16 protein-coding genes are annotated in these 21,214 nt (G+C 67.8%); 10 read left to right on the top strand and 6 right to left on the bottom strand.

What is annotated here, in order from left to right; translation table 11 throughout:
• Positions 1-164 precede the first annotated feature (164 nt).
• The 4 genes from SRU_RS15220 (at position 165) to SRU_RS01505 (ending at position 4,939) form a co-directional block, all read left to right on the top strand.
• A complete protein-coding gene (locus SRU_RS15220) occupies positions 165-764 on the top strand; it encodes a hypothetical protein (RefSeq protein ID WP_193345375.1) in 600 nt (199 codons plus the stop codon).
• Positions 761-1,834, top strand: a complete 1,074-nt coding sequence (locus SRU_RS01515; RefSeq protein ID WP_011403058.1) for a sulfotransferase — start codon at positions 761-763, stop codon at positions 1,832-1,834. Before SRU_RS15220 ends, SRU_RS01515 begins: the two co-directional genes overlap by 4 nt.
• A gap of 46 nt (positions 1,835-1,880) precedes the next feature.
• Entirely contained in the window at positions 1,881-2,870 is a 990-nt protein-coding gene (locus tag SRU_RS01510; protein WP_011403057.1) for a hypothetical protein, read from the top strand.
• A gap of 446 nt (positions 2,871-3,316) precedes the next feature.
• Complete coding sequence (locus SRU_RS01505; protein ID WP_011403056.1) at positions 3,317-4,939, top strand: sodium/sugar symporter; 1,623 nt, start codon at positions 3,317-3,319, stop codon at positions 4,937-4,939.
• 77 nt (positions 4,940-5,016) lie between these two features.
• On the opposite strand, the gene fsa is transcribed toward SRU_RS01505, so the two are convergent.
• Positions 5,017-5,697, bottom strand: coding sequence for a fructose-6-phosphate aldolase (fsa, locus tag SRU_RS01500; RefSeq protein ID WP_011403055.1), 681 nt, complete (start codon positions 5,695-5,697; stop codon positions 5,017-5,019).
• Positions 5,698-5,813: 116 nt separating this feature from the next.
• Positions 5,814-7,844, bottom strand: coding sequence for a transketolase (gene tkt, locus SRU_RS01495; RefSeq protein WP_011403054.1), 2,031 nt, complete (start codon positions 7,842-7,844; stop codon positions 5,814-5,816).
• Between the two features lie 597 nt (positions 7,845-8,441).
• Between tkt and SRU_RS01490 the strand changes: the two genes are divergently transcribed.
• Positions 8,442-9,125 carry an SAM-dependent methyltransferase gene (locus SRU_RS01490; protein ID WP_112902911.1) on the top strand — a complete coding sequence of 228 codons (684 nt, stop codon included), beginning with the start codon at positions 8,442-8,444 and terminating at the stop codon, positions 9,123-9,125.
• A 250-nt stretch (positions 9,126-9,375) separates the two neighbouring features.
• The gene (locus SRU_RS01485; RefSeq protein WP_162713339.1) at positions 9,376-9,828 is read left to right on the top strand and encodes a hypothetical protein; all 453 of its coding nucleotides are present in this window, start codon (positions 9,376-9,378) and stop codon (positions 9,826-9,828) included.
• Between the two features lie 9 nt (positions 9,829-9,837).
• On the opposite strand, the gene SRU_RS01480 is transcribed toward SRU_RS01485, so the two are convergent.
• The 3 genes from SRU_RS01480 to SRU_RS01470 all read right to left on the bottom strand — a co-directional run bounded on the left by SRU_RS01480 (position 9,838) and on the right by SRU_RS01470 (position 12,485).
• Positions 9,838-10,200, bottom strand: a complete 363-nt coding sequence (locus SRU_RS01480; protein ID WP_112902907.1) for a hypothetical protein — start codon at positions 10,198-10,200, stop codon at positions 9,838-9,840.
• A gap of 85 nt (positions 10,201-10,285) precedes the next feature.
• The gene (locus tag SRU_RS01475; RefSeq protein ID WP_011403051.1) at positions 10,286-10,696 is read right to left on the bottom strand and encodes a hypothetical protein; all 411 of its coding nucleotides are present in this window, start codon (positions 10,694-10,696) and stop codon (positions 10,286-10,288) included.
• A 274-nt stretch (positions 10,697-10,970) separates the two neighbouring features.
• Complete coding sequence (locus SRU_RS01470) at positions 10,971-12,485, bottom strand: calcineurin-like phosphoesterase C-terminal domain-containing protein (protein ID WP_112902905.1); 1,515 nt, start codon at positions 12,483-12,485, stop codon at positions 10,971-10,973.
• Positions 12,486-12,812: 327 nt separating this feature from the next.
• Here SRU_RS01470 and SRU_RS01465 point away from each other — a divergent pair, with 327 nt between their 5' ends.
• The 3 genes from SRU_RS01465 (at position 12,813) to SRU_RS01455 (ending at position 17,053) form a co-directional block, all read left to right on the top strand.
• Positions 12,813-13,520, top strand: a complete 708-nt coding sequence (locus SRU_RS01465; RefSeq protein ID WP_112905122.1) for a TMEM165/GDT1 family protein — start codon at positions 12,813-12,815, stop codon at positions 13,518-13,520.
• 128 nt (positions 13,521-13,648) lie between these two features.
• Positions 13,649-15,751, top strand: a complete 2,103-nt coding sequence (gene recG, locus SRU_RS01460; RefSeq protein WP_011403048.1) for an ATP-dependent DNA helicase RecG — start codon at positions 13,649-13,651, stop codon at positions 15,749-15,751.
• 225 nt (positions 15,752-15,976) lie between these two features.
• Positions 15,977-17,053: a PEGA domain-containing protein gene (locus SRU_RS01455; RefSeq protein ID WP_011403047.1), complete on the top strand. Its 1,077-nt coding sequence runs from the start codon at positions 15,977-15,979 to the stop codon at positions 17,051-17,053.
• 90 nt (positions 17,054-17,143) lie between these two features.
• Here SRU_RS01455 and SRU_RS01450 read toward each other — a convergent pair whose 3' ends face one another.
• Complete coding sequence (locus tag SRU_RS01450; protein ID WP_011403046.1) at positions 17,144-18,763, bottom strand: T9SS type A sorting domain-containing protein; 1,620 nt, start codon at positions 18,761-18,763, stop codon at positions 17,144-17,146.
• 681 nt (positions 18,764-19,444) lie between these two features.
• Between SRU_RS01450 and SRU_RS01445 the strand changes: the two genes are divergently transcribed.
• Positions 19,445-20,707 carry an MraY family glycosyltransferase gene (locus SRU_RS01445; RefSeq protein ID WP_011403045.1) on the top strand — a complete coding sequence of 421 codons (1,263 nt, stop codon included), beginning with the start codon at positions 19,445-19,447 and terminating at the stop codon, positions 20,705-20,707.
• The last annotated feature ends 507 nt before the right edge of the window (positions 20,708-21,214 follow it).

Genomic DNA, 21,214 nt, shown 5'->3' with positions numbered 1-21,214 from the left:
ACGCCACCTGACCCGGTTCGAGTGGCCGCCGTCCCCTCGTCTTCTCCGCGAACGGACACAACATCCCTGTAACAACAGTTGCCTTCGTGGCTCTGCTTTACGTATTTTTGGCACGGAGATGCCCCAGATTCCGCAGAATTCGCTCCTCCCTCTCATCTCACCTGATGCAGAGCAAATTTTCGAAAATTTGGTTTGTTGCCTCGGTGGCACTGCTGGCCTTTTTGATTGGCTTCGCGGTGCGGGCGGCCCGGGTGCCTCCCAATGACGTTCTGAAGCAGGCATGGATGCAGGCCCGGTCGACGGTCGAGCCCCCGACCTTCTTGAAGCCCAGGGTACACGACCGCAGCGGCTTCTCCCTCGGACGCAGATCCTTCGGCCGAATGAACATTGTCCTCGCCGCCGGCGTCGTGGTCGGCTTTGCCGTCATCATCGAACGCCTTCGCCTTCCCGGGCACGCCCGCCAGGTGGGGCGGCACAGCACCACCTGTCTTCGGGTGCTTCGGGACGACTCCCTGGATGACGCGGCGAAGGAAACGGCCCTGCAGAATCGCGCCCGGGAGCTTTTCGGGCTCCTGGGTCGACTGGTGGGGGGAAGTGCCCTCGCACTGGGGCTTCCTCTGGGGGGTGTCTGGCTTCTTGGCCGTGCGGGCGTCGGCTCATTTAGCGGCACCTTCGCCACGCTTCAGCGCATTGATTTTCTCGCCGTGACGACGGCGGTCGGCCTGCTCGCATACGTCCTCGTTCAACGCACCCGTGCATCATGACTTTCGAGGACCGCTACGGCTGGCTCGATCGGCTTCTCCACCGCACGGCCTTCCGCGCCGGCACGGCCCAGCACGCCCTGTCCGACGTAGAGAACATTCTGTACCGGGACACCCTCAGCTCGATTTCGGTCGACGATCCGGTTTTTATCACGGCGCTCCCCCGCTCGGGCACGACCATTGTGCTGCGCCTCCTGTGGAACACGGGCCGGTTCGCGAGTCACACGTATCAGGACATGCCGTTTCTACTATGTCCCTTGTTCTGGGACCGGTTCTCCGATCAGTTCGACGGCGGGACCCAGACGACCGAACGGGCACACGGCGACGGGCTTCAGGTGTCGGGCAAGAGCCCCGAAGCCTTCGAGGAAATGATCTGGAAGCACTTCTGGCCGGATGCATATCGGGGACGGTGCATCCAGCCCTGGTCGGACGACGACCACGACCCTGCGTTCGACACGTTTTACGAGTCCCACATGCGCAAGGTCGTGGCCGTACGGCGGGACGCCCCCTCGGCCGACTTGCGCTACCTCTCGAAGAACAACCTCAACATTGCCCGTCTCGGGGCCCTCCCCCGGCCGCTTGAGGCCGGTACGTTCGTGGTCCCTTTCCGCGCCCCATTCCAGCAGGCGGCCTCCATGCTGCAGCAGCACGAACGCTTCCTCCAGCTTCACGACGACGATGACTTCGTGCGAGAGTACATGGAGGCCATCGGGCACCATGAGTTTGGGCACGGCCTCCGCCCCGTGAACTTCGACGGCTGGGTCGACGACGCCCCCGAGCCCACGAGCCTTGCCTTCTGGGTCCGGTACTGGATCGCGGCCTACCAGCATGTGCTGGCCCACGCCGACGAAAATACTGTCCTTCTCTCGTACGACCGCCTCGTTGACGAACCGCGCACAGCCCTTTCTCGTTTGGCCGATCTCATTTCTGTAGACCCATCTGCCCTCACCGGTCAGGCCGATCAGTTGCGTCCGCCCCGCTCCCATTCCGTAGAGACCGCCGCCCTCTCTTCGGAAACGCGACGGCGCGCCGCTGCGCTGCACGAGACGTTGAAGCAGCGCGCCCCCCTTTGACCTCGGTAGTTCTCTCCTCTTCTTTCGCTCGGCTCTTCGGGCCCTCATGCTCCAGCGGTTCTACGAGACCCTTTCTACCCTCCGTGCCCGCTGGACTCGGTTCACCGAAAGCCCCATGGGGGCGTGGGTTCGGACCGGCCTCCGCTGGCTGTTCGTGGGGGGCATCGTGGCGTACCTGGCCTACGAACTTACGACCATCGGGTGGGGGGAAGTGGCACGCGCCCTCCCCGTTACGCCGTGGTTCTACGTCCTGCTGCTGCTCATGTACGGCACCCTGCCCCTCACCGAGGCGGTTCTCTACGGGACGGCCTGGGGCGCCCAGTACCGCGACCTCCTGCCGGTCCTCTTCCGAAAACGGGTCCTGAACAACGACGTGCTCGGCTACTCCGGGGAGGCCTACTTCTACCTGTGGGCCCGCCGCGAGACCAACCTGGGCACGGGAACCGTGCTCCGCACCGTGAAGGACAACGTGGTGATCTCCTCGGTCGCGTCCACCAGCGTGGCCTTCGGGCTGCTGGCCGTCTTCTTCCTCACCGGCCAGATTGAGCTGCTCCGCCAGTACCTGCCGTCGGAGGCCTACACGCTCGGGGCCGGCGTGGCCGTGCTGATCATCCTCGTGAGCGCCGTCGTGGCCTTCCGGCGCTCCATTCTGTCCCTTCCGTCGTCGCTGCTGGGGCTCTTCGCCGCCGGCCACGTTGCCCGCTTCGTCCTCAACAACGGCCTGCAGGTGACGCAGTGGGCCGTGGTCATCCCGGAGGTCTCGGCGGGCACCTGGATCACGCTGCTCGCGCTGTACATCGTGATCCAGCAGGTCCCGTTCGTGCCGTCCCGGGGCCTCGTGTTCATGAGCGCAGGCGTGGGCCTGTCCGGGCCGCTCCAGATTCCGGAAGCGCCCCTCGCCAGCATGCTCCTCGCCCAGAGCCTGCTCGACCGCGGCCTCAACTTCCTCGTCTACACGGGCACGACCGCCGCCGAGGCCGTGGGGGACGACGTGGAGGAGCTCGACGACCTGTCGATTCCCGAGGAAATGGGGTAGGCGGCGGGCCGTCCGGCGCACCAGTCCGGCCGACGCCGTTCGGGCACGGCCGCCCCCGAACGCGTCGTCGAGGGCGCGTGGCGGCCGCCGCGGGCCCATCGGCGGGGACAAGGAGGGCCACTGTCGGCAGTCGAACGGGGGACCGATTGGGGCACGCCCCCGCCTTCCGTCTATTTTCATTTCCGCAGGCCCTCCCTCGGGGGCAGGGGCATGGGGCTCCACACGAGGCATCCACACCGGCGGTGCGACGCCCTCGCCGACGAGCACCGACTCGTTTTTGCGCGCTGTGGCCCCGGCCCTGGGGCCCGCACCGCTGTTTTGTGCTCTTCAATGGCCGCCCGTCGCCTTGCGCCTGCGCCTCGGGAGCGCTTTTTTAGGAGCGCTCGCTCCAAATCGGAAGCGCGCGTTCCCTGCTCTCCGCCCGTTTCACCACTGCGCACTGATACATGGACTCCGCCGCCGTCGCGTTTACGACGCTGGACTACGTCATCTTTGGCGTCTACCTGTTTGTCATCGTCGGGCTCGGCCTCTGGGTCTCCCAGGAGGAGGAAGGGGAGGAGAAGGACAGCGCCGATTACTTCCTGGCCAGCAAGGCGCTTCCGTTCTGGGCCATCGGCTCCTCCCTGATCGCGGCCAACATTTCCGCCGAGCAGTTCATCGGCATGAGCGGCTCGGGCTTCCGGGTGGGCCTGGCCATCGCCTCCTACGAGTGGATGGCCGCCGTGACCCTGCTGGTGATCGCCTGGTTCTTCTTGCCGATCTACCTGGAGAAGGAGATCTACACGATGCCGCAGTTCCTGGAGGAGCGCTACGACGGGCGGGTGCGGATGCTGCTCGCCATTTTTTGGCTGCTGGTGTACGTGTTCGTGAACCTGACGTCGGTGCTCTACATGGGCGGCCTGTCGATCAACGTCATCATGGGCTTTCCGCTCTGGGCGTCGGTCCTTGGACTAGCCGCGGTCGCCACCGCCTACAGCCTGTACGGGGGCCTCAAGGCCGTGGCCTGGACCGACGTGGTGCAGGTGGTGGTGCTGGTCGGCGGGGGGCTCCTCACGACCTGGGTGGCGCTCGACGCCTACGGCGGCAGCGAGGCCGGGGTCGTCGGGGGCTTCACGCAACTGATGGGCGACGCGTCGGGCCGGTTCAACATGATCCTGTTCGAGGGGGAGCTGATGTACCGCAACGACGAGGGCGCCCTGAAAGACGCCTACCAGCTCCTTCCCGGCCTGAGCGTGCTGTTTGGGGGCCTGTGGGTGGCCAACCTGTTCTACTGGGGCTGCAACCAGTACATCATCCAGCGCGCCCTGGCCGCCAAGAGCCTGAAGGAGGCCCAGCGGGGCCTGGCCTTCGCCGGCTACCTGAAGCTGCTCCTTCCCCTCATCGTGGTGGTGCCGGGCATCGTGGCGTTTGCGCTGGACGCCCCCATCCAGCGGGGCGACGAGGCCTATCCCTGGCTGCTGGGGGAGTACGTGGGGTCGGGCTTTCGCGGGCTGGCCTTCGCGGCCCTGGTGGCGGCGATCATCTCCTCGCTGGCGTCGATGATGAACAGCGCCTCCACGATCTTCACGATGGACCTCTACCGCAACTACACGAGCCGGGAGGACGTGTCCGAGCGGCGCCTGGTACGGATTGGGCGGGCGGTCGCGCTGATCTGCATCGTGGTGGCCGCCGCCCTGGCCCCGCAGCTGGCCGACCTCGACCAGGTCTTCCAGTACATTCAGGAGTACACCGGGTTTGTGAGCCCGGGCGTCCTCGCCATCTTCGTGCTGGGGCTATTCTGGAGCAAGGCCACCCCGAACGCGGCCCTGGTGTCGGCGGTCCTGAGCATTCCGCTCTCGGCGGCCTTCAAGTTCTGGACGCCGGGGGTCGCGTTCCTAAACCGGATGCTGATCGTGTTCTTCATCTCCGTCGCCCTGATCGTCGCGATCTCCCTGCTGGAGAACGAGGGGGAGGACCACCCAAAGGCGATCGACGTCGGGGGCATCGAGCGCGAACGGGATCCCATCTACAACGTGGCGGCCTTCGGCATCCTCGCCATCACCGCCGCGCTCTACGCCTTCTTCTGGTAGGCTGCGGGGCCGGCGCTCGCTCCCAGCAGCGCGGCCGTGAGCGTGTCGGCAGGCCGCCGGAGACGTGCAGGGGGGCCTTACGCCGTCGTGGTCGCGGGGGTCTCGTCCCGGGCCTCCTTGTAGTCCTCCCAGTCCGCCAGGAAGCGCTCCAGCCCGCGGTCCGTGAGCGGGTGCTCCAGCAGGTTCGTCAACACCGAGAACGGCATCGTCGCCACGTCGGCCCCCGCCAGGGCCGCCCGCTTCACGTGGGTCGGGTGCCGGATCGACGCCGCGAGAATCTCGGTCTCAAACCCGTAGTTGTCGTAGATCTGCACGATCTCTTCGATCAGGCCCATGCCGTCGGACGAGATGTCGTCGATGCGCCCGATGAAGGGGCTGATGTAGTCGGCGCCCGCCTTCGCCGCCAGCAGCGCCTGCGTCGGCGAGAAGCAGAGCGTGCAGTTTGTCTTGATCCCCTCCTCGTCCAGGGCGCGGAGCGCCTTGATGCCGTCTTTGATGAGCGGGATTTTGACGACGACGTTGTCGTGGATCTGGGCCAGGGTGTGGGCCTCCTCCATCATGCCGTCGAACTCCGTCGCCGTCACCTCCGCGGAGACATCTCCATCCACGGTCTGGCAGATCTCCAGCACGCGCTCGTGGAAGTCCACGTTGCCCTCCGCCTTCACGAGGGAGGGGTTCGTGGTCACCCCGTCGAGGACGCCCATGCCCGCGGCTTCACGGATGTCTTCAAGGTTGGCGGTGTCTACAAAGAACTTCATAGCGAGTCGGGTTTTGTTGATCTGAGGGCTTTGTTGACCTCAAAAATGCGTCTTGCTGACGGTGCAGGGACGGGCCGATCTCGCCCGTCCGGCGTGCGGGGCGGGGGCTCGGGGCCCTACCCCCGCACCAGCGAGCGGGCTTCCTCGGCGACCCGCTCGGCGGTCAGGCCGTACTTTTCCATCACGGTTTCTCCGGGGGCCGACGCCCCGAACCGATCCACCCCGATCGCGGTGCCTTCGGGGCCGACGTAGCGCTCCCATCCCTGCGTGACGCCCGCCTCGATCGAGACGCGCGCCTCGACCGACGGCGGCAGCACCTTTCGCCGGTAGGTCTCGGACTGCTCCTCGAAGAGCTCCCAGCTCGGCATGCTTACCACCTGCGCCTGGATGCCGTCCTTCTCAAGGGCGCGGGCGGCCTGCAGGGCATGCTGGACTTCGCTCCCGGTTCCCATCAAGATTACGCCTGGCTGCCCCGCCGCCTCCCGCAGAATGTAGGCGCCGCGGTGGAGCCCCTCCGCCGTCGTCAGCTCGGTGCGGTCGACAATGGGCAGGGTCTGCCGCGTCAGGGCCAGCGCCGTCGGCCCGCCGGTCCGGGTCACCGCCGCCGCCCACGCCCGGGCCGCCTCGTTCGCGTCGGCCGGCCGGATCAGGGTCGCCCCGGGGATCGCCCGCAGCGCCATCAGGTGCTCCACCGGCTGGTGCGTCGGCCCGTCCTCCCCAAGCCCAATCGAGTCGTGGGTAAACACGTACACGACCGGTTGCTCCATCAGGGCACTCAGCCGCAGGGACGGCCGCAGGTAGTCGCTAAAGATGAGGAACGTCCCGGCGTAGGGCTGGATGCCTCCGTGCAGGGCCATCCCGTTGGAGAGTCCCGCCATCGCGTGCTCCCGCACCCCGAACCGGAAGTACCGCCCGCTTCGGCTGTCTTTCTGGAAGTCGCCCCGCCCCTCCACGTCGGTCTTGTTCGAGCCGGTGAGGTCCGCCGAGCCCCCAATCAGGTACCCCACCTCCGGGGCCAGCGCCTCGAGGGTGAGCCCGCTCGCCTTGCGGGTGGCCAGCTCCTCCCCCGTGTCCGCCGTCGGCTCGAACGCAGGAAGGGCCTCCTCCCATCCCTCCGGCAGCTCCCGGTTCATCCAGCGCTTCAGCCGGGCGGCCTGCCCGGGGTGGGCCTCCTCGTACGCCTCGCGGAGGGCCTCCCACTCGCGCTGGGCCTCCTGCCCCTCCGTCTTCGCCGCCCGCATGTGGTCGTAGACCGCGTCGGGGACGTAAAACGTCTCCCCGGGCGGCCAGCCGAGGTTTTCCTTCGCCCCCCGCAGCTCCTCCTCGCCGAGCGGCGCCCCGTGGGCCGCGGCGGTGTCCTGCTTGTTCGGGCTGCCGTAGCCGATGTGGGACTGGACCCGGATCAGCGAGGGCCGCTCGGTCTCGGCCTTCGCCTCCTCGATCGCACGGTCGACCGCCTCCAGGTCGTTGGCATCCTCCACGTGGGCCACGTGCCAGCCGTAGGCCTCAAACCGGGCGGCCACGTCCTCGGTGAAGGCCAGGTCCGTGGAGCCGTCGATCGTGATGTCGTTGTCGTCGAAGAAGTACACCAGCTTGCCCAGCCCGAGGTGGCCCGCCAGGGAGGCGGCCTCCTGCGAGATGCCCTCCATCAGGTCCCCGTCCGAACAGATGGCATACGTGTGGTGGTCGAAAAGCGGAAAGCCCTCCTCGTTGAACTCGTCGGCCAGGAGCTGCTCGGCGATCGCCATCCCGATTCCGTTGGCAAAGCCCTGCCCGAGCGGGCCGGTCGTCGTCTCCACGCCCGGCGTCAGGTGCGCCTCCGGGTGGCCGGGCGTCCGGCTGCCCCACTGCCGGAAGCCTTTCAGCTCCTCCATCGGCAGGTCGTAGCCGGTCAGGTGGAGCAGGCTGTACAGAAGCATCGAGGCGTGGCCCGCCGACAGCACGAACCGGTCCCGCCCCGGCCAGTCTGGGTCCCGTGGGTTGTGCCGCAGGTGGCGGGTCCACAGGACGTAGGCCACCGGCGCCAGCCCCATCGGCGTCCCCGGGTGCCCGCTCTCGGCCCGCTGCACCGCATCGGCCGACAAGAACCGGATGGTGTTGATCGTCTGGGTCTCGATGTCTGTCTCCTCAAGGAGGTCCGTCGCCATGGAATGGTGTGCTGTGTGTTGGGGGTGTCATCAAACTGCCATCCGGGGCGGGTCGCTCCCCGGATGGCACTGCCTGGTCGTGGGGTGTTCCTCTTTCGCCGCACAGAAGAACGCGGCCGGTCCTCACTTTGTCTCTGCCGGCCTTGATGGGTTACAGAGGGCAGGCCCTTCCCGTTCTCCAGAAGAACAAGAGCGTAACGCGTGCACGGCCCACGCCCGGGCCCGGCACCCAGTTGTGCGGGCGCGGCTCGACTGTCGGACGCGGCTCGTGTTTGGCCGTGTCTGCGCGGAGGCGGGAAAACAAACCAACGGCATTATACGGATCGGTCTCGTGGGATTCGATTACTTTTCCGTGATCCGTTCGCCGGGGGCGGGGGGTCGAGCACCCGTTTTGGGGCGTGCCCCCGGCAACGGGGCCCGGACAGCGACGCGCCCCATCGGCTGCCCATCCTGCCCCGCACGCCGAGCATCCGAGGGTCGGGACCTGTCCGTCCGTCCGCCTCGTTTGGGGAAGGCAATATCCGGGCGGTCTGCCCGATGCCCCCAGTCTCGCTTCTCGCTCGCGCTCTTCTGCCGATCATTCTCGCTCCCTCGACAATGTCTCGTTTGCGTCCCATAGCGATTTCTCTCTCCGCGGCCCTCCTCGTGCTCTGGGCCGTTCTGCCCCTGCGGGGAACCGGTCAAACCGTGGACCCGCTCCCGCCGATCCTGCAGGAGGAGTCGCTGACCGAGTCGGCGGTCATCTCCGACTCGGACACCGTCGAGAAGGACGTCCCGTACGTCTCCACGTCGCAGCGCGTTGTGAACCGGATGCTCGAGGCGGCCCAGGTGACCAGCGACGACGTGGTGATCGACCTCGGTAGCGGCGACGGGCGCATCCCGATTGCCGCCGCCCAACGACACGGCGCCCGCGGCATCGGCGTCGAGATCGATCCGGAGCTGATCGCCAAGGCCCGCGAGAACGCGGAGGCGGCCGGGGTCTCCGACCTGGTCGAGTTTCGGCAGGGAGACCTGTTTGAGGCCGACCTGGGCGAGGCGACGGTCGTGACCCTGTACCTGTGGCCGGAGATCAACGTGAAGCTGCGCCCGAAGCTGCTCCGGACACTGGACCCTGGGGACCGGATCGTCTCGCACGACTTTCGGATGGGCGACTGGGAGCCGGACCGGGTCATCGACCTCGGCCCGGGCAAGATCGGACAGGAAACGGTCTACCTCTGGACCGTCCCCGCCTCCGTCCCCGAGGACCTGCTGGACATCAGCGACGAGGTGGAGGTGCAATGAGCCGGGGCCCCGGGTGGGCTCGTTGCCCTTTTCCCCTCTGCTGCCCGCCAGGAGGGAACAGCACTCTTCTCGTTGCGGGGCTCCCACTCGGCCCGGATTGTTCTCGGTCCCGAACCGACGACCGTCTGCGCCCGCCTGGGTTGCGGCCTCCCTGACGCCATGCCGGCGCACCTCTTCCGATGGTGACGCGCCCCGTCGCGTTGTACGTTCAGATTCGCCCTCATCCGCCACCAAGCCCCCACGTCCCCCCATGTGCTTTCGCCGTCCCGCACTGGCCGCAATGCTCGTCGGGCTTCTGCTCCTCAGTGGGGCGAGCTGCGGCTCCACTGCCGCCACCACCTCCCAGCCCCCCGCGGCGACCGACGCGCCCGTCCTCGATACGGCCCGGGTTGCGCGGATCGACGTGCCCGACCAGATTGCGACCTCCGACACCCTTCGAGTCCACCTGTCCGGCACCGTGGGCCCCAACGGCTGCTACTCACTCGCCCGGATCGACGAAGGCCGCACGCCTGGCCGGCTCACGCTGACGCCACGGGTCCGGCCCCCGACCGCGGACGACCGGGCGTGCACGATGGCGATCGTGCCGCTCGACACGACGCATGTGGCCTCCCCGCCGTTTGAGCCGGGCCGCCTTGCCGTGAGGGTCCCCCAGGGCAATCAGCCCGCCGTGACGGACACGATCACGGTCACGGACCGGCCCTGACCGGCCTCCTCACGACCCGCCCGACGGCTGCAACGCCGACAGCGAAAGGGTGTGGTCGAGCAGCGTCTCGTTGTCGGTGCCCCGCACCTCGAACCGAAGCGTAACGGGATCGGCGGCCCAGTCGATCGTCACGAGGCCGTAGTTGAGCGCCGCGACGAGCGGCCCGACGCGGTGCCGGTTTGCCGCCTCGTGCATGGGGGCGTGGTGCGTGAGGCCGCTGGACGTAAACTCGTAGAGCGAGTCCCCGGCGGCCTCGTCGTGACGGGACAGCTCGGAGATGTGGCGGTCCCCACTGAGGAGCACGGCCCCAGGGACGCCCGACGCGTCAATGACGCGGAAGAGCCGCTCGCGGGCCCGGGGAAATTGGCCCATTTCGCCCACGGATGTTGGCTGGAGACGGCCTGGATGCTGGTCCCGATGAGATGCACCTGCGCGGTGCTCGTGCGCAGCTCGCGCTTCAGCCACTCCCACTGCGCCTCGCCCAGGATGTCCCCTCCTCGTTGGGAAAGTAGCGCTGACGGCCGATCGGGTCGCGCGTGATCGGATCGCGGTGGTGGCGCGTGTCGAGCAGGATCACCTTTGCGCGCTTCCCGGGCGGGCCGCAGGTGTGGGTGCTGTAGACGCCCGCCCGCTCCCGGCCGGGATGATCCTCCGACACGTCCATGAAGTCGAGGACGTGCGCCTGACTCCGGTCCCGCTTCGGGTAGGAGCAGCCCGCATCGTTGGCGCCGTGGTCGTGGTCGTCCCACGTGCCGATGACCCGTGTCGACTCGCGGAGGGTACGGTGGCCGGACCGGCGGTTCTGCCGGGCATAGATTGAGTCGAGGGCCGTCATGTTGAGCGTGTCCGCGTAGACGTTGTCGTCCATCCAGATCCACAGGTCCGGCTCGGCGGCCCGGATGGGGGCTCAGAGCGGCTGTGGGGCCGCCGGGTCGTTGCACGAGCCGAACGCGATGCGCGTGATTGGCGTCTGGGTCTTCACCTCACTGGGGGTGGACGGGGGCTCCGACTCGGTGCCCCCACTCCCGACCAGCCCCCCAGGAGGAGCACCCCGACGAAATGCATCTGCGAAACCGACGGGCCGTACCTGCAAAAGAGGGGACCGAGAACACAGCGAGAGGCCTTCCGAGAAGCAGGCGGGTTCATCCCCTATTTGGGGAAGGGCGGGCCACGTAGGTGCGCCCGAAGGGATCGGTGGCCTCCACGCGCACCCGGTTCGCGTCGGGGTTGGCGGGCGCGTAGTACAGATGGGCGGTGGGCTGGGGCTCCACCCACGTGTGCTTCTCCGGCTGGTTGTCCCCTTCGTGACGGCGCCGGCTCATCGGATCGAGGCCCACGCGGCGGGCCATGGCGCCGGTGCGGATGCCGTCTTCGTACCACACCACCGTCCAGTCGTCGGTGGCGTCCCAGACGTTGGCCACCCACTCGCCCGGCGCCTCGGGGTCGGCCCCGGACGGGTACGCCCGCACCTGGTGGTCGGCGGCGCGGCCGGTGGCCTTGTAGCGCCACGCGACGGAGTCCCCGTCCACCTCGTAGACCGCGTAGCCCTTGGGCGTGCCGTCGTAGCAGACCGGCCCGGTCCACCACGCGCCGCACACCGTGCCCACCACGTGCTCGTGCGGCCCGTCGGCAAAGCGGTGCTCGTTTTCGTGGACGTGCCCGCTGACGATGTGGGCGTCGAACGGATCGAGCAGTTCGTAGAGCGCGGCCCGGTTTCCGATTCGGCCCCGGACCGACGGGCTGTCCTCGCCGCGCCGCTCGTAGGCGGTACTGAGGGGCGGGATGTGCGTGAACACGACGACGGGCCGGCCGTCCTCCACGAGCGCGAGGTCCTGCTCCAGCCACGCAAGCTGGGCGGCGTCGAGATGGCCGTGGTAGTCACCGGTCTCCCGCCCAAAGCCGTCGCTCCCCGGCCAGTACACGTCGTCGAGCACGACGTAGTGGACGGCCCCCCGGTCGAACGAGTAGTACTCGGGGCCGAAGTGCTGCCGGAAGGTGGCCGTGGAGCCCGGATCGCCCGGCGCGTCGAAGTTGAGGTCGTGGTTGCCCACCGCCTGTACGAACGGGATGCCCATCTCCTCAACCGCCGCCTCGTAGCCGGAAAAGAGCGACAGCTCGTCGAACACGAGGTCGCCCCCGCCCACGCCGAAGACGGGACGGTCCCCGAGCGCCCGCACGGCCTCCTGCACGTCCGGCACCGTCTCGTCCCGGAATTGCTGCATTTCCGCCGCCGTCCGGGTCTGCGGATCGGCCAGGAAGAGGAACGCGTGCTGCTCGTCGTCGCGGTCGAGGGGCGTGAGCCGAAACGACGCCTCCGCCGTGCCGCCGCCCGCCGCGCCCAGAGGCCGGTAGAACCGGGCGGTGCCCGTCTCGTGGGTCGGGAGGCGGTACCCGCTCGGCACCGAAAGGTAGACAAACGGCCGGCGGGGCGAGGCGGCCAGCTCGTAGCGCCCGTCGGGGCCGGTCTGCGTGACGGCGACGCCGTCGGTGACAGGCACGCCCTCCAGCCCTCCATCCGGCCCCGTCACGCGGCCGGTGACGGCAACCGACTCACGGCCGGCGCTCAGGTGCGGCGCTCCCGTGGCCACGCCCGGGACGCCGAGGGCGGCCCCGGTGAGGCTGAGATACTTCAAGAAGTCGCGGCGGGTCTGAGACATCGGTTGGGAAATATTTGCACAGAACCTGCGGTGGGACCAAGGTGGAAATGCACACTCGGAAAATCATCCGCATCGCGTTATCGCATTATGACCTGGCGCCTGCCCCCCCTCTCAGCACCCTGGGGGACTTCCTCCCCCTTCCCGTTACTTTAACCATGTTGAACCAGCGCTTCTAAGACTCCCCAAAGACTGCCCGCTATTTCACACTGCCCACTCGTTCTCGAAACGAAGTGCCGTCGCCCGAATAAGTTCGTGCGTTCTAACTATTATATTAGCCAATACTAAAAATGAATCAGGGCCGCCCACTGGGTGGGGGAGGAGACGCCCATGACTGAATGGATCGAGATCATGCTGATTGCGGCCGGTGCACAGCTTGCCGTGCTGCCGGGCGAGAAGGTTCAATTTATCATTGCCGGCCTCTCGACCCGATTTAGCCCATACCTCATTGTGGCCGCGGCCGGAAGTGCTTTTGCCGGCTGGACGATCCTGGAGGTAACCTTCGGGGCGGTGCTGCGCGACGTCCTGCCTCAACTCTACCTCGACCTCCTTACCGCCGGCCTCTTTTTGCTGTTCGCAGTGTTGATGTATCGGTCGGCCCCCGAGAGTGGCACGACCTCTCCGGCGTCGGAGGCAGACGACGAGGGCTGGATCGGCGCCGGGACCGTGGAGGTCCTGGGTGTGGAGCTCCCCAGTTCGCTCGCAACCTTCCTCGGCATCTTCTCGATGATGGCCTTCGGGGAAGTGGGGGACAAAACGCAGCTCGTGACGATCAGCCTTGCTGTGCAGTACGAGGCCGCCTCGGCAATCTGGCTGGGCGAGATGCTTGCCATCCTCCCAGTGAGCCTCGCCAACGCCCTGTTCTTCCACCACTTCGCGCACCGGGTCAACTTTCGAAAGGCCCACTTCGTCGGAACGGGCATCTTCCTCTTCTTTGCTCTGGACATGCTCCTGTCCGTCACTACCGGCCACTCGATCTGGGGGACGGCGGTCCATACCGTCTCCAACGTCGTTGCGACGGGCGGCGGCGTGCCGTAACCGTCCCCGGGCCGAGGCCTCGGCGGGTGTGAGCGCCCCCCAATCGCTCTCTTGCGGACGGATCGAGACGACGGATGTACGGTACACAGTGTCCACACATCCGTTTTCTTCCGCGATCTCCTTCGTCTATGAGCGAGGACTTTCTTCAACAGGACGTCCGCTACGTAAAGGGAGTGGGGGAGAAGCGCGCCGACGTGTGGGCGGAGCAGCATGGCGTGCGCACGGTGCACGACCTGCTGCGCTTCTACCCCCGCCGCTACCTCGACCGCACGACCGTGACCCCGGTGCGCCAGCTGCAGGAGGGCCCCGACTCGGTCACGGTCGTCGGGACCGTCCGCTCCGTCAACGTGGTGCCCGGCAACAACCAGAAGCGGCTCGAAATCATCCTGGAGGGGGAGCAGGGCGGGCGCATGAAGGGCACCTGGTTTCAGGGGGTCTGGTGGGTGCGGAAGGCGTTCGACGAGGGCGACCGCGTGGCCTTCCACGGAACGGTGGAGAAGTACGGCCGCTGGCACTCAATGACCCACCCGGACTTCGACCGCCTCAACGACGAGGGCCCCCTCCTCGACACGGGCCGCATCGTGCCGCTCTATCCGGGCGGGGAGGCCATGAGCAACGTCGGCCTCACGAGCCGGACCGTCCGCCGCGTCCTGTACGACCTGTTCAAGGAGCACGGCCTGAAGCTCACGGAGACGATGCCCGACTGGATCATGGACGGGTACGACCTCATGGAGGGCCGCGTGGCGCTGCGGGCCATTCACTTCCCGAAGACCCAGCAGGAGCTCTCGCGGGCCCGGCGGCGGCTCAAGTTCGAGGAGCTCTTCTTCATCCAGCTCCTGCTGGCCCAGATGCACGAGCAACAGGAGGAGGTGGCGGGGCCCGCCTTCGACGACCCTGGCGCATACACCCGTGAGTTTGTGCGGGAGGTGCTCCCCTTCGAGCTCACGGGCGCCCAGACCCGGGCCCTGCGCGAGATCATCGGCGACGTACAGACGGGCACGCAGATGAACCGCCTCCTGCAGGGGGACGTGGGCAGCGGCAAGACGGTCGTCGCCGTGGCCGCCATGATGCACGCCTACGACAGCGGCTACCAGAGCGCCTTCATGGCCCCCACCGAGATCCTCGCCGAGCAGCACCACGCCAATCTGCAGGACTACCTCCAGCCGCTGGGGCTGGAGCCCCGCCTGCTGATCGGGAGCCAGACCAAGGCAGAACGGGAGGCGGCGCTCCAGGCCGTCCGCAGCGGCGCGAGCCCGGTCGCCGTGGGCACGCACGCCCTCATCCAGGACGAGGTCGCGTTCGACCGTCTCGGCCTCGCGGTGGTCGACGAGCAGCACCGCTTCGGGGTGGCCCAGCGGGCCGAGATGTTCGAGAAGGGCGAGCGGCCCCACATGCTCCTCATGACGGCCACGCCCATTCCCCGCTCCCTCGCCCTCACGCTCTACGGCGACCTCGACGTGTCGAAGATTGACGAGATGCCGCCGGGCCGCAAGCCGGTCGAGACGCGCCTGCGGGCCGAAAAGCGGCGGGGGGAGGTGTACGCGTTTCTAAACGACCGGCTGGAGCAGGGCGAGCAGGCGTTCGTGGTGTACCCGCTCGTGGAGGAGAGCGAGAAGATGGACCTGAAGGACGCGGAGAGCGGGGCCCAGGAGCTGCAGGAGAAATTCCCGGACTACACGGTCGGGCTGGTGCACGGCCAGCTCTCGGCCGACGACAAGGACGCGACGATGCGCCGGTTCAAGGAGGGGGACATCGACCTCCTCGTGGCCACGACCGTGATCGAGGTGGGGGTCGACGTGCCGAACGCGACGGTGATGCTCGTGGAGCACGCCGAGCGGTTCGGGCTCAGCCAGCTCCACCAGCTGCGCGGCCGGGTGGGGCGGTCCGACCAGCAGAGCTACTGCGTCCTCATGGCCAGCTACAAACGAAGTCAGGAGGCGAAGCAGCGCCTGGAGGCGATGGCCCGCACGAACGACGGCTTCGAGATCAGCGAGACGGACCTCCAGATCCGCGGCGCCGGGGACTTCTTTGGCACCCGCCAGAGCGGCATGCCCGACCTCAAGATTGCCGACCTCACCGAGGACGATGAAATTCTGGAGGTCGCCCGCGAGGCCGCCTTCGCCCTCATCGAGAAGGACCCGCACCTGCGGGCCGACGAGCACGAGCGGCTCCGCCGCCGCTATCAGGAGGACTACGCTGAGCACGGCCTCGGCTTCGCTCGGGTGGGATAACGGCAGAGTACCCAGGCCAGACTTTCCCCGATGCCAGCGCCACCGCGTCCAGGGGGTGTCCCAAGCATCCGTTGAGAAGAGGTCCTCCACTCGGCCGAACGGAGCCGCCCCCCCCTCTTGTCGTAGTGCTCGTGGCCGCCCCATAGCCTGCGCGACGAACCTTTCCGCGCACCCGAGGTAGGAGTTAAGTCACTTCTCCCGACCAACGTCGCATTCGGCACGCGGATGGCCGACGATGCCCCGTTTCCGGAGCCAGATGACGCTGCCCGTTCGGGGGCCGGCTCTGCGTCCTGGGAGCCGTACCAGTCCCCACAGGGAGGCAGGGGCGGAGCACTGCGCCTGCTGCGCCGCTACGCGTTTTCGATCACGGCGGGGACAATCGCCCTCGCGATCGGGCTGCTGATCTACTTCGCCCCCACGCGCCTTACGTCCCCGCCGGCCGACGACGAGCCCACCTCCACCCTGTCGGTCGACTCCCAGCCCCCCGGCGCCGTGGTGATCGTGGGCGCCGACACGGCCGGCGTCACCCCGATCAACAACCACCCGCTCTCGCCCGGGACCTACCTGGTCACCATTGATCGGGCAGACTACGGAAGCCGCGACACTGTGATCACGCTGTCCGCGGGTCAGTCCGCCGCGCTCAGCCCCCGCTTTTCTCGGGACGAGTCATCGGTCGCCGCACAGGACCAGGCCGCCGCCCGCTCGCAGGGGAGCGCCCCCGCCGGCCTTTCTCCCGGCGAGCCGTCCCCTTCCTCCCCCTCGCCCAGCCCGCCCGGCCCCGGCGACGAGACGCCGGGCTCGGCCTCCGATAGCCCCACAGCCAACGGCCAACCGGATCCGTCGACCGCCCCCGCGGCCGGCGACATCGCGCCGGTCACCGGCACCCTCGTGCTGCGGGCAACGCCCGACCGGGCGACGGTTGCGCTCGATGGCGAGGAGGTCGGGGCGACGCCGGCGACCCTCACCGAGGTCACGACGGGGACGTACGAGGTCACCTTCTCTCGTCTCGGGCATAAAACCGTGACCCGGCGGGTCGACGTCAGCGCCACCGACACCGCGACGGTGACGGCAACGCTGAAGCGGCGCACCGGACACCTCCGCGTGCTGGTCCGCCCCTGGGGCTCCATCTACATCGACGACCAGCGCCGCGCTGAAAATTCGGATGTCTGGTACGACACCACCCTTCCGGCCGGCCCCCACACCATCACCGCCCACCACCCGGCACTCGGGGAAAAGAGCCGGCCTGTCACCGTTGCCCCCCAGGACACCCAGTCGGTCGTCGTGGACCTCCGCGAGCAGTAGCGCCGCCATGGGAAGGGCCTGCTGCGCAGGGGCCTGCGTGGAAGTGGAAGAGCCCCCCTTGCCGCACGACCGTCCCTGCCGGGGGCCGACTCACCGCACGACCGTCAGTTGGCGCGTCTGCCGGAACGTCCCGGCCCGCATGCGCACAAAGTACTTCCCGCTCGGCAGGGTGCCCGCGTCGATCCGGGCCCGGTGGACCCCGGTCCGGCGCTTCTCGTCCACGAGGCGAGCAACGCGCCGTCCCAGCACGTCGTAGACGGCGATCGAGACCTCCGACTCCTCCGGAAGCGTGTACTCCAGCTCGGCGCCCCGGCGGATCGGGTTGGGGCTGGCCTTTCCGAGCCGAAATTCGTCCGGGGTCGGGGCGGCAGTGACCCCGATCCGGTCTGTGGACTCCTGGATCTGCGCGGCCGGCTGCGCCGCCGACAACGCGTGGCGCTCCCCCCCGGCGGCGATTTCAATCCGTCGGGCGCTCCCGCCGGTCTTCAGCCGGACTTCTACGGGGAACGTCGCGCCCTGAAGCTGCACGGCATGCCCCGGTGCCGACGCCTTCCCCGACGCGAACGCCGCCGCCGCGTGTCCACTTGCGAACCGCACGTCGAACACATCGCCCGGCGGAACGGGGGGCAGCTCCGAGCGGCTGCGCTGCCGGTCGGTCAGGCCTTCTTCCAGCCGAAGCGTATACTGCTGCCCCTCCGCGTCTGCAATCGAGAGGCGCACCACGCCCGCCGGGTCGTTCTTGGACGTCTCCGACCCGGCCACCAGCGTCCCCGCGGCCCCAGACAGGTCGAGCGTCCCAGCCTCGGTCGCCTTGACCCAGTACGCCTCGCCGGGACGCAGCGCCGCCGTGGGCGTATACCCCTGGCCCGGCGGTAGCCGGAAGAAGTCCGACGTCACGATGCCGGACGGGGAGGCGGTCACTGCACCGACCGACACCGTGTCCTCGACACTGCCGATCAGATTCCATCCGGCCGCCACCTCAACCGTCGTCGGGGGCACCGTTCCCGTCACGCTCGTGGTGTCCGCCTGGCACTGCACGGCAATCCCCATTCCTACCGGCACAGCGTCCCCGTCCGATAGTGACGTGTATCCGTTTCCTGGCGTGTACGAGAACCCCCCCGAGCACTCGGGGAAAAGGGCCCCAAACGTCGCGTCCGATTCTACGGGCACCGAGACAAAGCTCCAGCCCTCCGCCACCGTGATCGTACGGGTCACCGTCTCGGACGAGTCGGCCTGGAAGCCTGTCACCCGATGGAACGTCCCCGGCTCGTACACTCCCTCGGCACAGACGGGCACGTCAACTCCACTGCACGAGCTGAACGCAGCGGCCGAGTCTACGTCGACGGCCGTCCCCTTCGACACGTCGAAGACCTCAAACTGCAGGGACGCGCCCGACGCGTACCCGTCCGGCGAGACATCGATCGAATCCGATCCCGCGGCGGCGAGCGTAGCCCCCTCTCCGTCCGTCCACACCCCGTAGCCCGCACACGTCCCGTCGGCCGTATACACCGCGATTGTGTCCCCCGCCGCCACGGGCGTGCCGTCCGGAAGGGCCGGGTTTGCCGTCGACGGGACGTGCACCGTCGCGTTGTCGACGTTCGTGATGCACTCTTCGGCGTAGGTGAACGACTGCCCCAGGGCCGCAGCGGGCACCAGGACGCCGATCCCGAGCAGGACGGCACACACCGAAGCAGAAAGGCGGGCGAGCATCGTATTCTGTGATCCTTTAGGTCTTCAGATTCCAATCTTATGGATCACAATATTTATTCCTGATGCTCTCTTGAGCGCAAAAACGCCCGGTTTCAACGCGGCAGGGCGAAACAGCACAAAAGATAGGAATCGGCTAGAGCCGCGCCTCTACCGCCACAGCCGCCCGTATCGGCGAAATGGCCCCTCCAGGAAGGCATCTCCTCTAGCTGACTAGATCTAAAAGATGACGTAATGCGACGTATTCGGAGCATCTGATTCGTTCCCTATTGCCCGATGCGCTTTCATTTCGAAATCCTTTTCCTACCAGAACGGCGCCTCGTCGGGGTCCACACGCCCGGCGACGACCAGTAGGGGCGCCATTCGGGGCCTCGTTCGCCGCAATTCCCCCGTCCCCCTCCCCTCGCTTCCGGCTCGTCCCTTCGCGCTTCCGTCTCTCCACCAGAGGCATAATCCAAATCTACCATACCCAGGGCGGACCTTTTACAACCTGCGTGCTCCAAAGATGGGCGCGCTGCCTCTCTATATGCTTATAGGTCCGCGTGCATGCCCCCCTATCCTTAGGAGTGCAGATTCAGATGCGTATCAGTTCGGCAGGCAACTGGGGAATTGAAGGGCCCCGACGGACACATCTTCGTTGCCCCTGGCCGCCCGCATCCCCTCTCCGCACTCAGGTAGCGATTCATGGCCACACCTCTGTTCCTCGGGCTTGTCGGAAGCGTGGTCGCCGGGTTTCTGGTGACGGTGCTCCTTACCGGTCTCGTCTGTGAGCAGGCCCCGCGCCTCGGCCTCTTGGACCGTCCGACGCAGGCCCGCAAGGTCCACAGACGCGTCACCCCGACGGGAGGAGGGATTGCGATTGCTGCGGGGCTGGCGGTGGGGCTTGGAGTGCTCTGGGGATTTTGGGGCTCGTTCCCCGGCGCCGTTCAGTCTCTTTCGTTCTGGGTCGGGGCGGCGATCATGCTCGCCACGGGATACTGGGACGACAAGCATGCCCTCGACGCGAAGGCCAAATTTGCGTTTCAGCTGGTCGCCGCCTACCTGCTTCTCCATTCGGGCACGATTCTTCCCCTCTCCGGAGGACACGCCGACGCACTGTCCCCCGACGTCGTCGCGGGGGCCCTTCCCTTCAGCGAGGCGCTTTACATCATCCCGCTGTCGATGCTCTGGATCGTCGGCATCATTAACGCGGTCAACCTCATCGACGGCCTCGACGGCCTCGCGACGGGAATCATCGGCATTGCCTTCCTTGCGTGCGCGGCCCTCTTCGGGGTGAAGGGCGAGATCGCCCTGACGGCCGTCGGCATCGTGATGGCCGGGGCGCTGGTCGGCTTTCTGCCCCACAACTTCAAGCCCGCCACCATCTTCATGGGGGACTCCGGCAGCCTCCTCCTGGGCTACCTGTTGGCCGGGTATACGCTCCAGGGCCCCCTCCACACCGACCCGGTCCTTGCCCTCCTCATCCTGCCCGTTCTTCTGGGCGTGCCGATTTTGGACACCGGAACGGCCATTGTCCGGCGCTTCGCTTCGGCCCGCACCATCTTCGCGCCCGATCGTCGCCACGTGCACCACCGCCTGGTCGACCGCGGCACCGAGCAGGGCGCCGTGCTCACCCTCTACGGGGTCGGGGCCTGGTTCGGGAGTGCGGCCGTGCTGATGGGGGTTCTGCCAGCGGTGTGGGGCTACCTCCTGGCCGGCGGCACCGCGGTGGTTGCCGTCGTGTGGGCCTGGCGCCTCGGGTGCCTCACGCCCGTTCCGGCCGCCGAGGGGGCGGACGCGCGCTCGCAACCGGTCGGGGGGCTTGCCGAAAACGAAATCCCGGTGCCCGTCGACATCATCACCACGGGCGACCCGGCCTCGGTAGGCGGCGACGGCGCTTCTCCGGAAGCCGTGCAGGACCGGTCGGCCGATGAGCCGGAGGCCGACGAAACCCCAATTGCGCCGTAGGTCCTGGGCTTCCCCCCTCCCCGACAGGTGGCATTTCACTTTGCCTGTCCAGAGGCGCTTCCTGCCCGCTTTTGGCACGGGGCGTTCCTGTCCTCCTCACAGTCGCGGCCCGAAAGCGAGAGCCGGACCGACGAGCCGGAGCCCGGCTTGGGGCCCAGCTCCGGGGTGTTCGGGGGGCTCGGGCCGTAGCGTCTGGCTGTGGGGCGCCGGATCGGTTCGGGAACCGGCCCTCCTCCCCCTGTCTTCTCGACGCCGCTCTCGCACCCTCCCGCCGTTGGCGGGCAGTTCCGGTGGCGGCCCGTCGCGCCTCTGCTTCGGCTGTCTTTGTTTTTGCGATCCATGCCCCCCACAGCCCAGCAGAACACGGGGCCCGTTCTGTTCGGCCCAGCCCGTTGCGCAGACGTCGGGCCATCCCCCGCCAGATGTGACGGGCCACAGCTCTCTGCCCGGCACCGGCGCCCCACGTCGCAGACGCGAAAAAATGTCGGGGCCTAAAATTGACAGCCC

The organism is Salinibacter ruber DSM 13855 (genome assembly GCF_000013045.1).
Taxonomy (GTDB): domain Bacteria; phylum Bacteroidota; class Rhodothermia; order Rhodothermales; family Salinibacteraceae; genus Salinibacter; species Salinibacter ruber.
This window is presented reverse-complemented; position numbering and strand designations above follow the sequence as displayed.

Coding starts and splice junctions, on each gene's coding strand:
- SRU_RS15220 (WP_193345375.1), top strand. CDS start 165: ATGCAGAGCAAATTTTCGAAAATTTGGTTTGTTGCCTCGGTGGCACTG.
- SRU_RS01515 (WP_011403058.1), top strand. CDS start 761: ATGACTTTCGAGGACCGCTACGGCTGGCTCGATCGGCTTCTCCACCGC.
- SRU_RS01510 (WP_011403057.1), top strand. CDS start 1,881: ATGCTCCAGCGGTTCTACGAGACCCTTTCTACCCTCCGTGCCCGCTGG.
- SRU_RS01505 (WP_011403056.1), top strand. CDS start 3,317: ATGGACTCCGCCGCCGTCGCGTTTACGACGCTGGACTACGTCATCTTT.
- fsa (WP_011403055.1), bottom strand. CDS start 5,697: ATGAAGTTCTTTGTAGACACCGCCAACCTTGAAGACATCCGTGAAGCC.
- tkt (WP_011403054.1), bottom strand. CDS start 7,844: ATGGCGACGGACCTCCTTGAGGAGACAGACATCGAGACCCAGACGATC.
- SRU_RS01490 (WP_112902911.1), top strand. CDS start 8,442: ATGTCTCGTTTGCGTCCCATAGCGATTTCTCTCTCCGCGGCCCTCCTC.
- SRU_RS01485 (WP_162713339.1), top strand. CDS start 9,376: ATGTGCTTTCGCCGTCCCGCACTGGCCGCAATGCTCGTCGGGCTTCTG.
- SRU_RS01480 (WP_112902907.1), bottom strand. CDS start 10,200: ATGGGCCAATTTCCCCGGGCCCGCGAGCGGCTCTTCCGCGTCATTGAC.
- SRU_RS01475 (WP_011403051.1), bottom strand. CDS start 10,696: ATGGACGACAACGTCTACGCGGACACGCTCAACATGACGGCCCTCGAC.
- SRU_RS01470 (WP_112902905.1), bottom strand. CDS start 12,485: ATGTCTCAGACCCGCCGCGACTTCTTGAAGTATCTCAGCCTCACCGGG.
- SRU_RS01465 (WP_112905122.1), top strand. CDS start 12,813: ATGACTGAATGGATCGAGATCATGCTGATTGCGGCCGGTGCACAGCTT.
- recG (WP_011403048.1), top strand. CDS start 13,649: ATGAGCGAGGACTTTCTTCAACAGGACGTCCGCTACGTAAAGGGAGTG.
- SRU_RS01455 (WP_011403047.1), top strand. CDS start 15,977: ATGGCCGACGATGCCCCGTTTCCGGAGCCAGATGACGCTGCCCGTTCG.
- SRU_RS01450 (WP_011403046.1), bottom strand. CDS start 18,763: ATGCTCGCCCGCCTTTCTGCTTCGGTGTGTGCCGTCCTGCTCGGGATC.
- SRU_RS01445 (WP_011403045.1), top strand. CDS start 19,445: ATGGCCACACCTCTGTTCCTCGGGCTTGTCGGAAGCGTGGTCGCCGGG.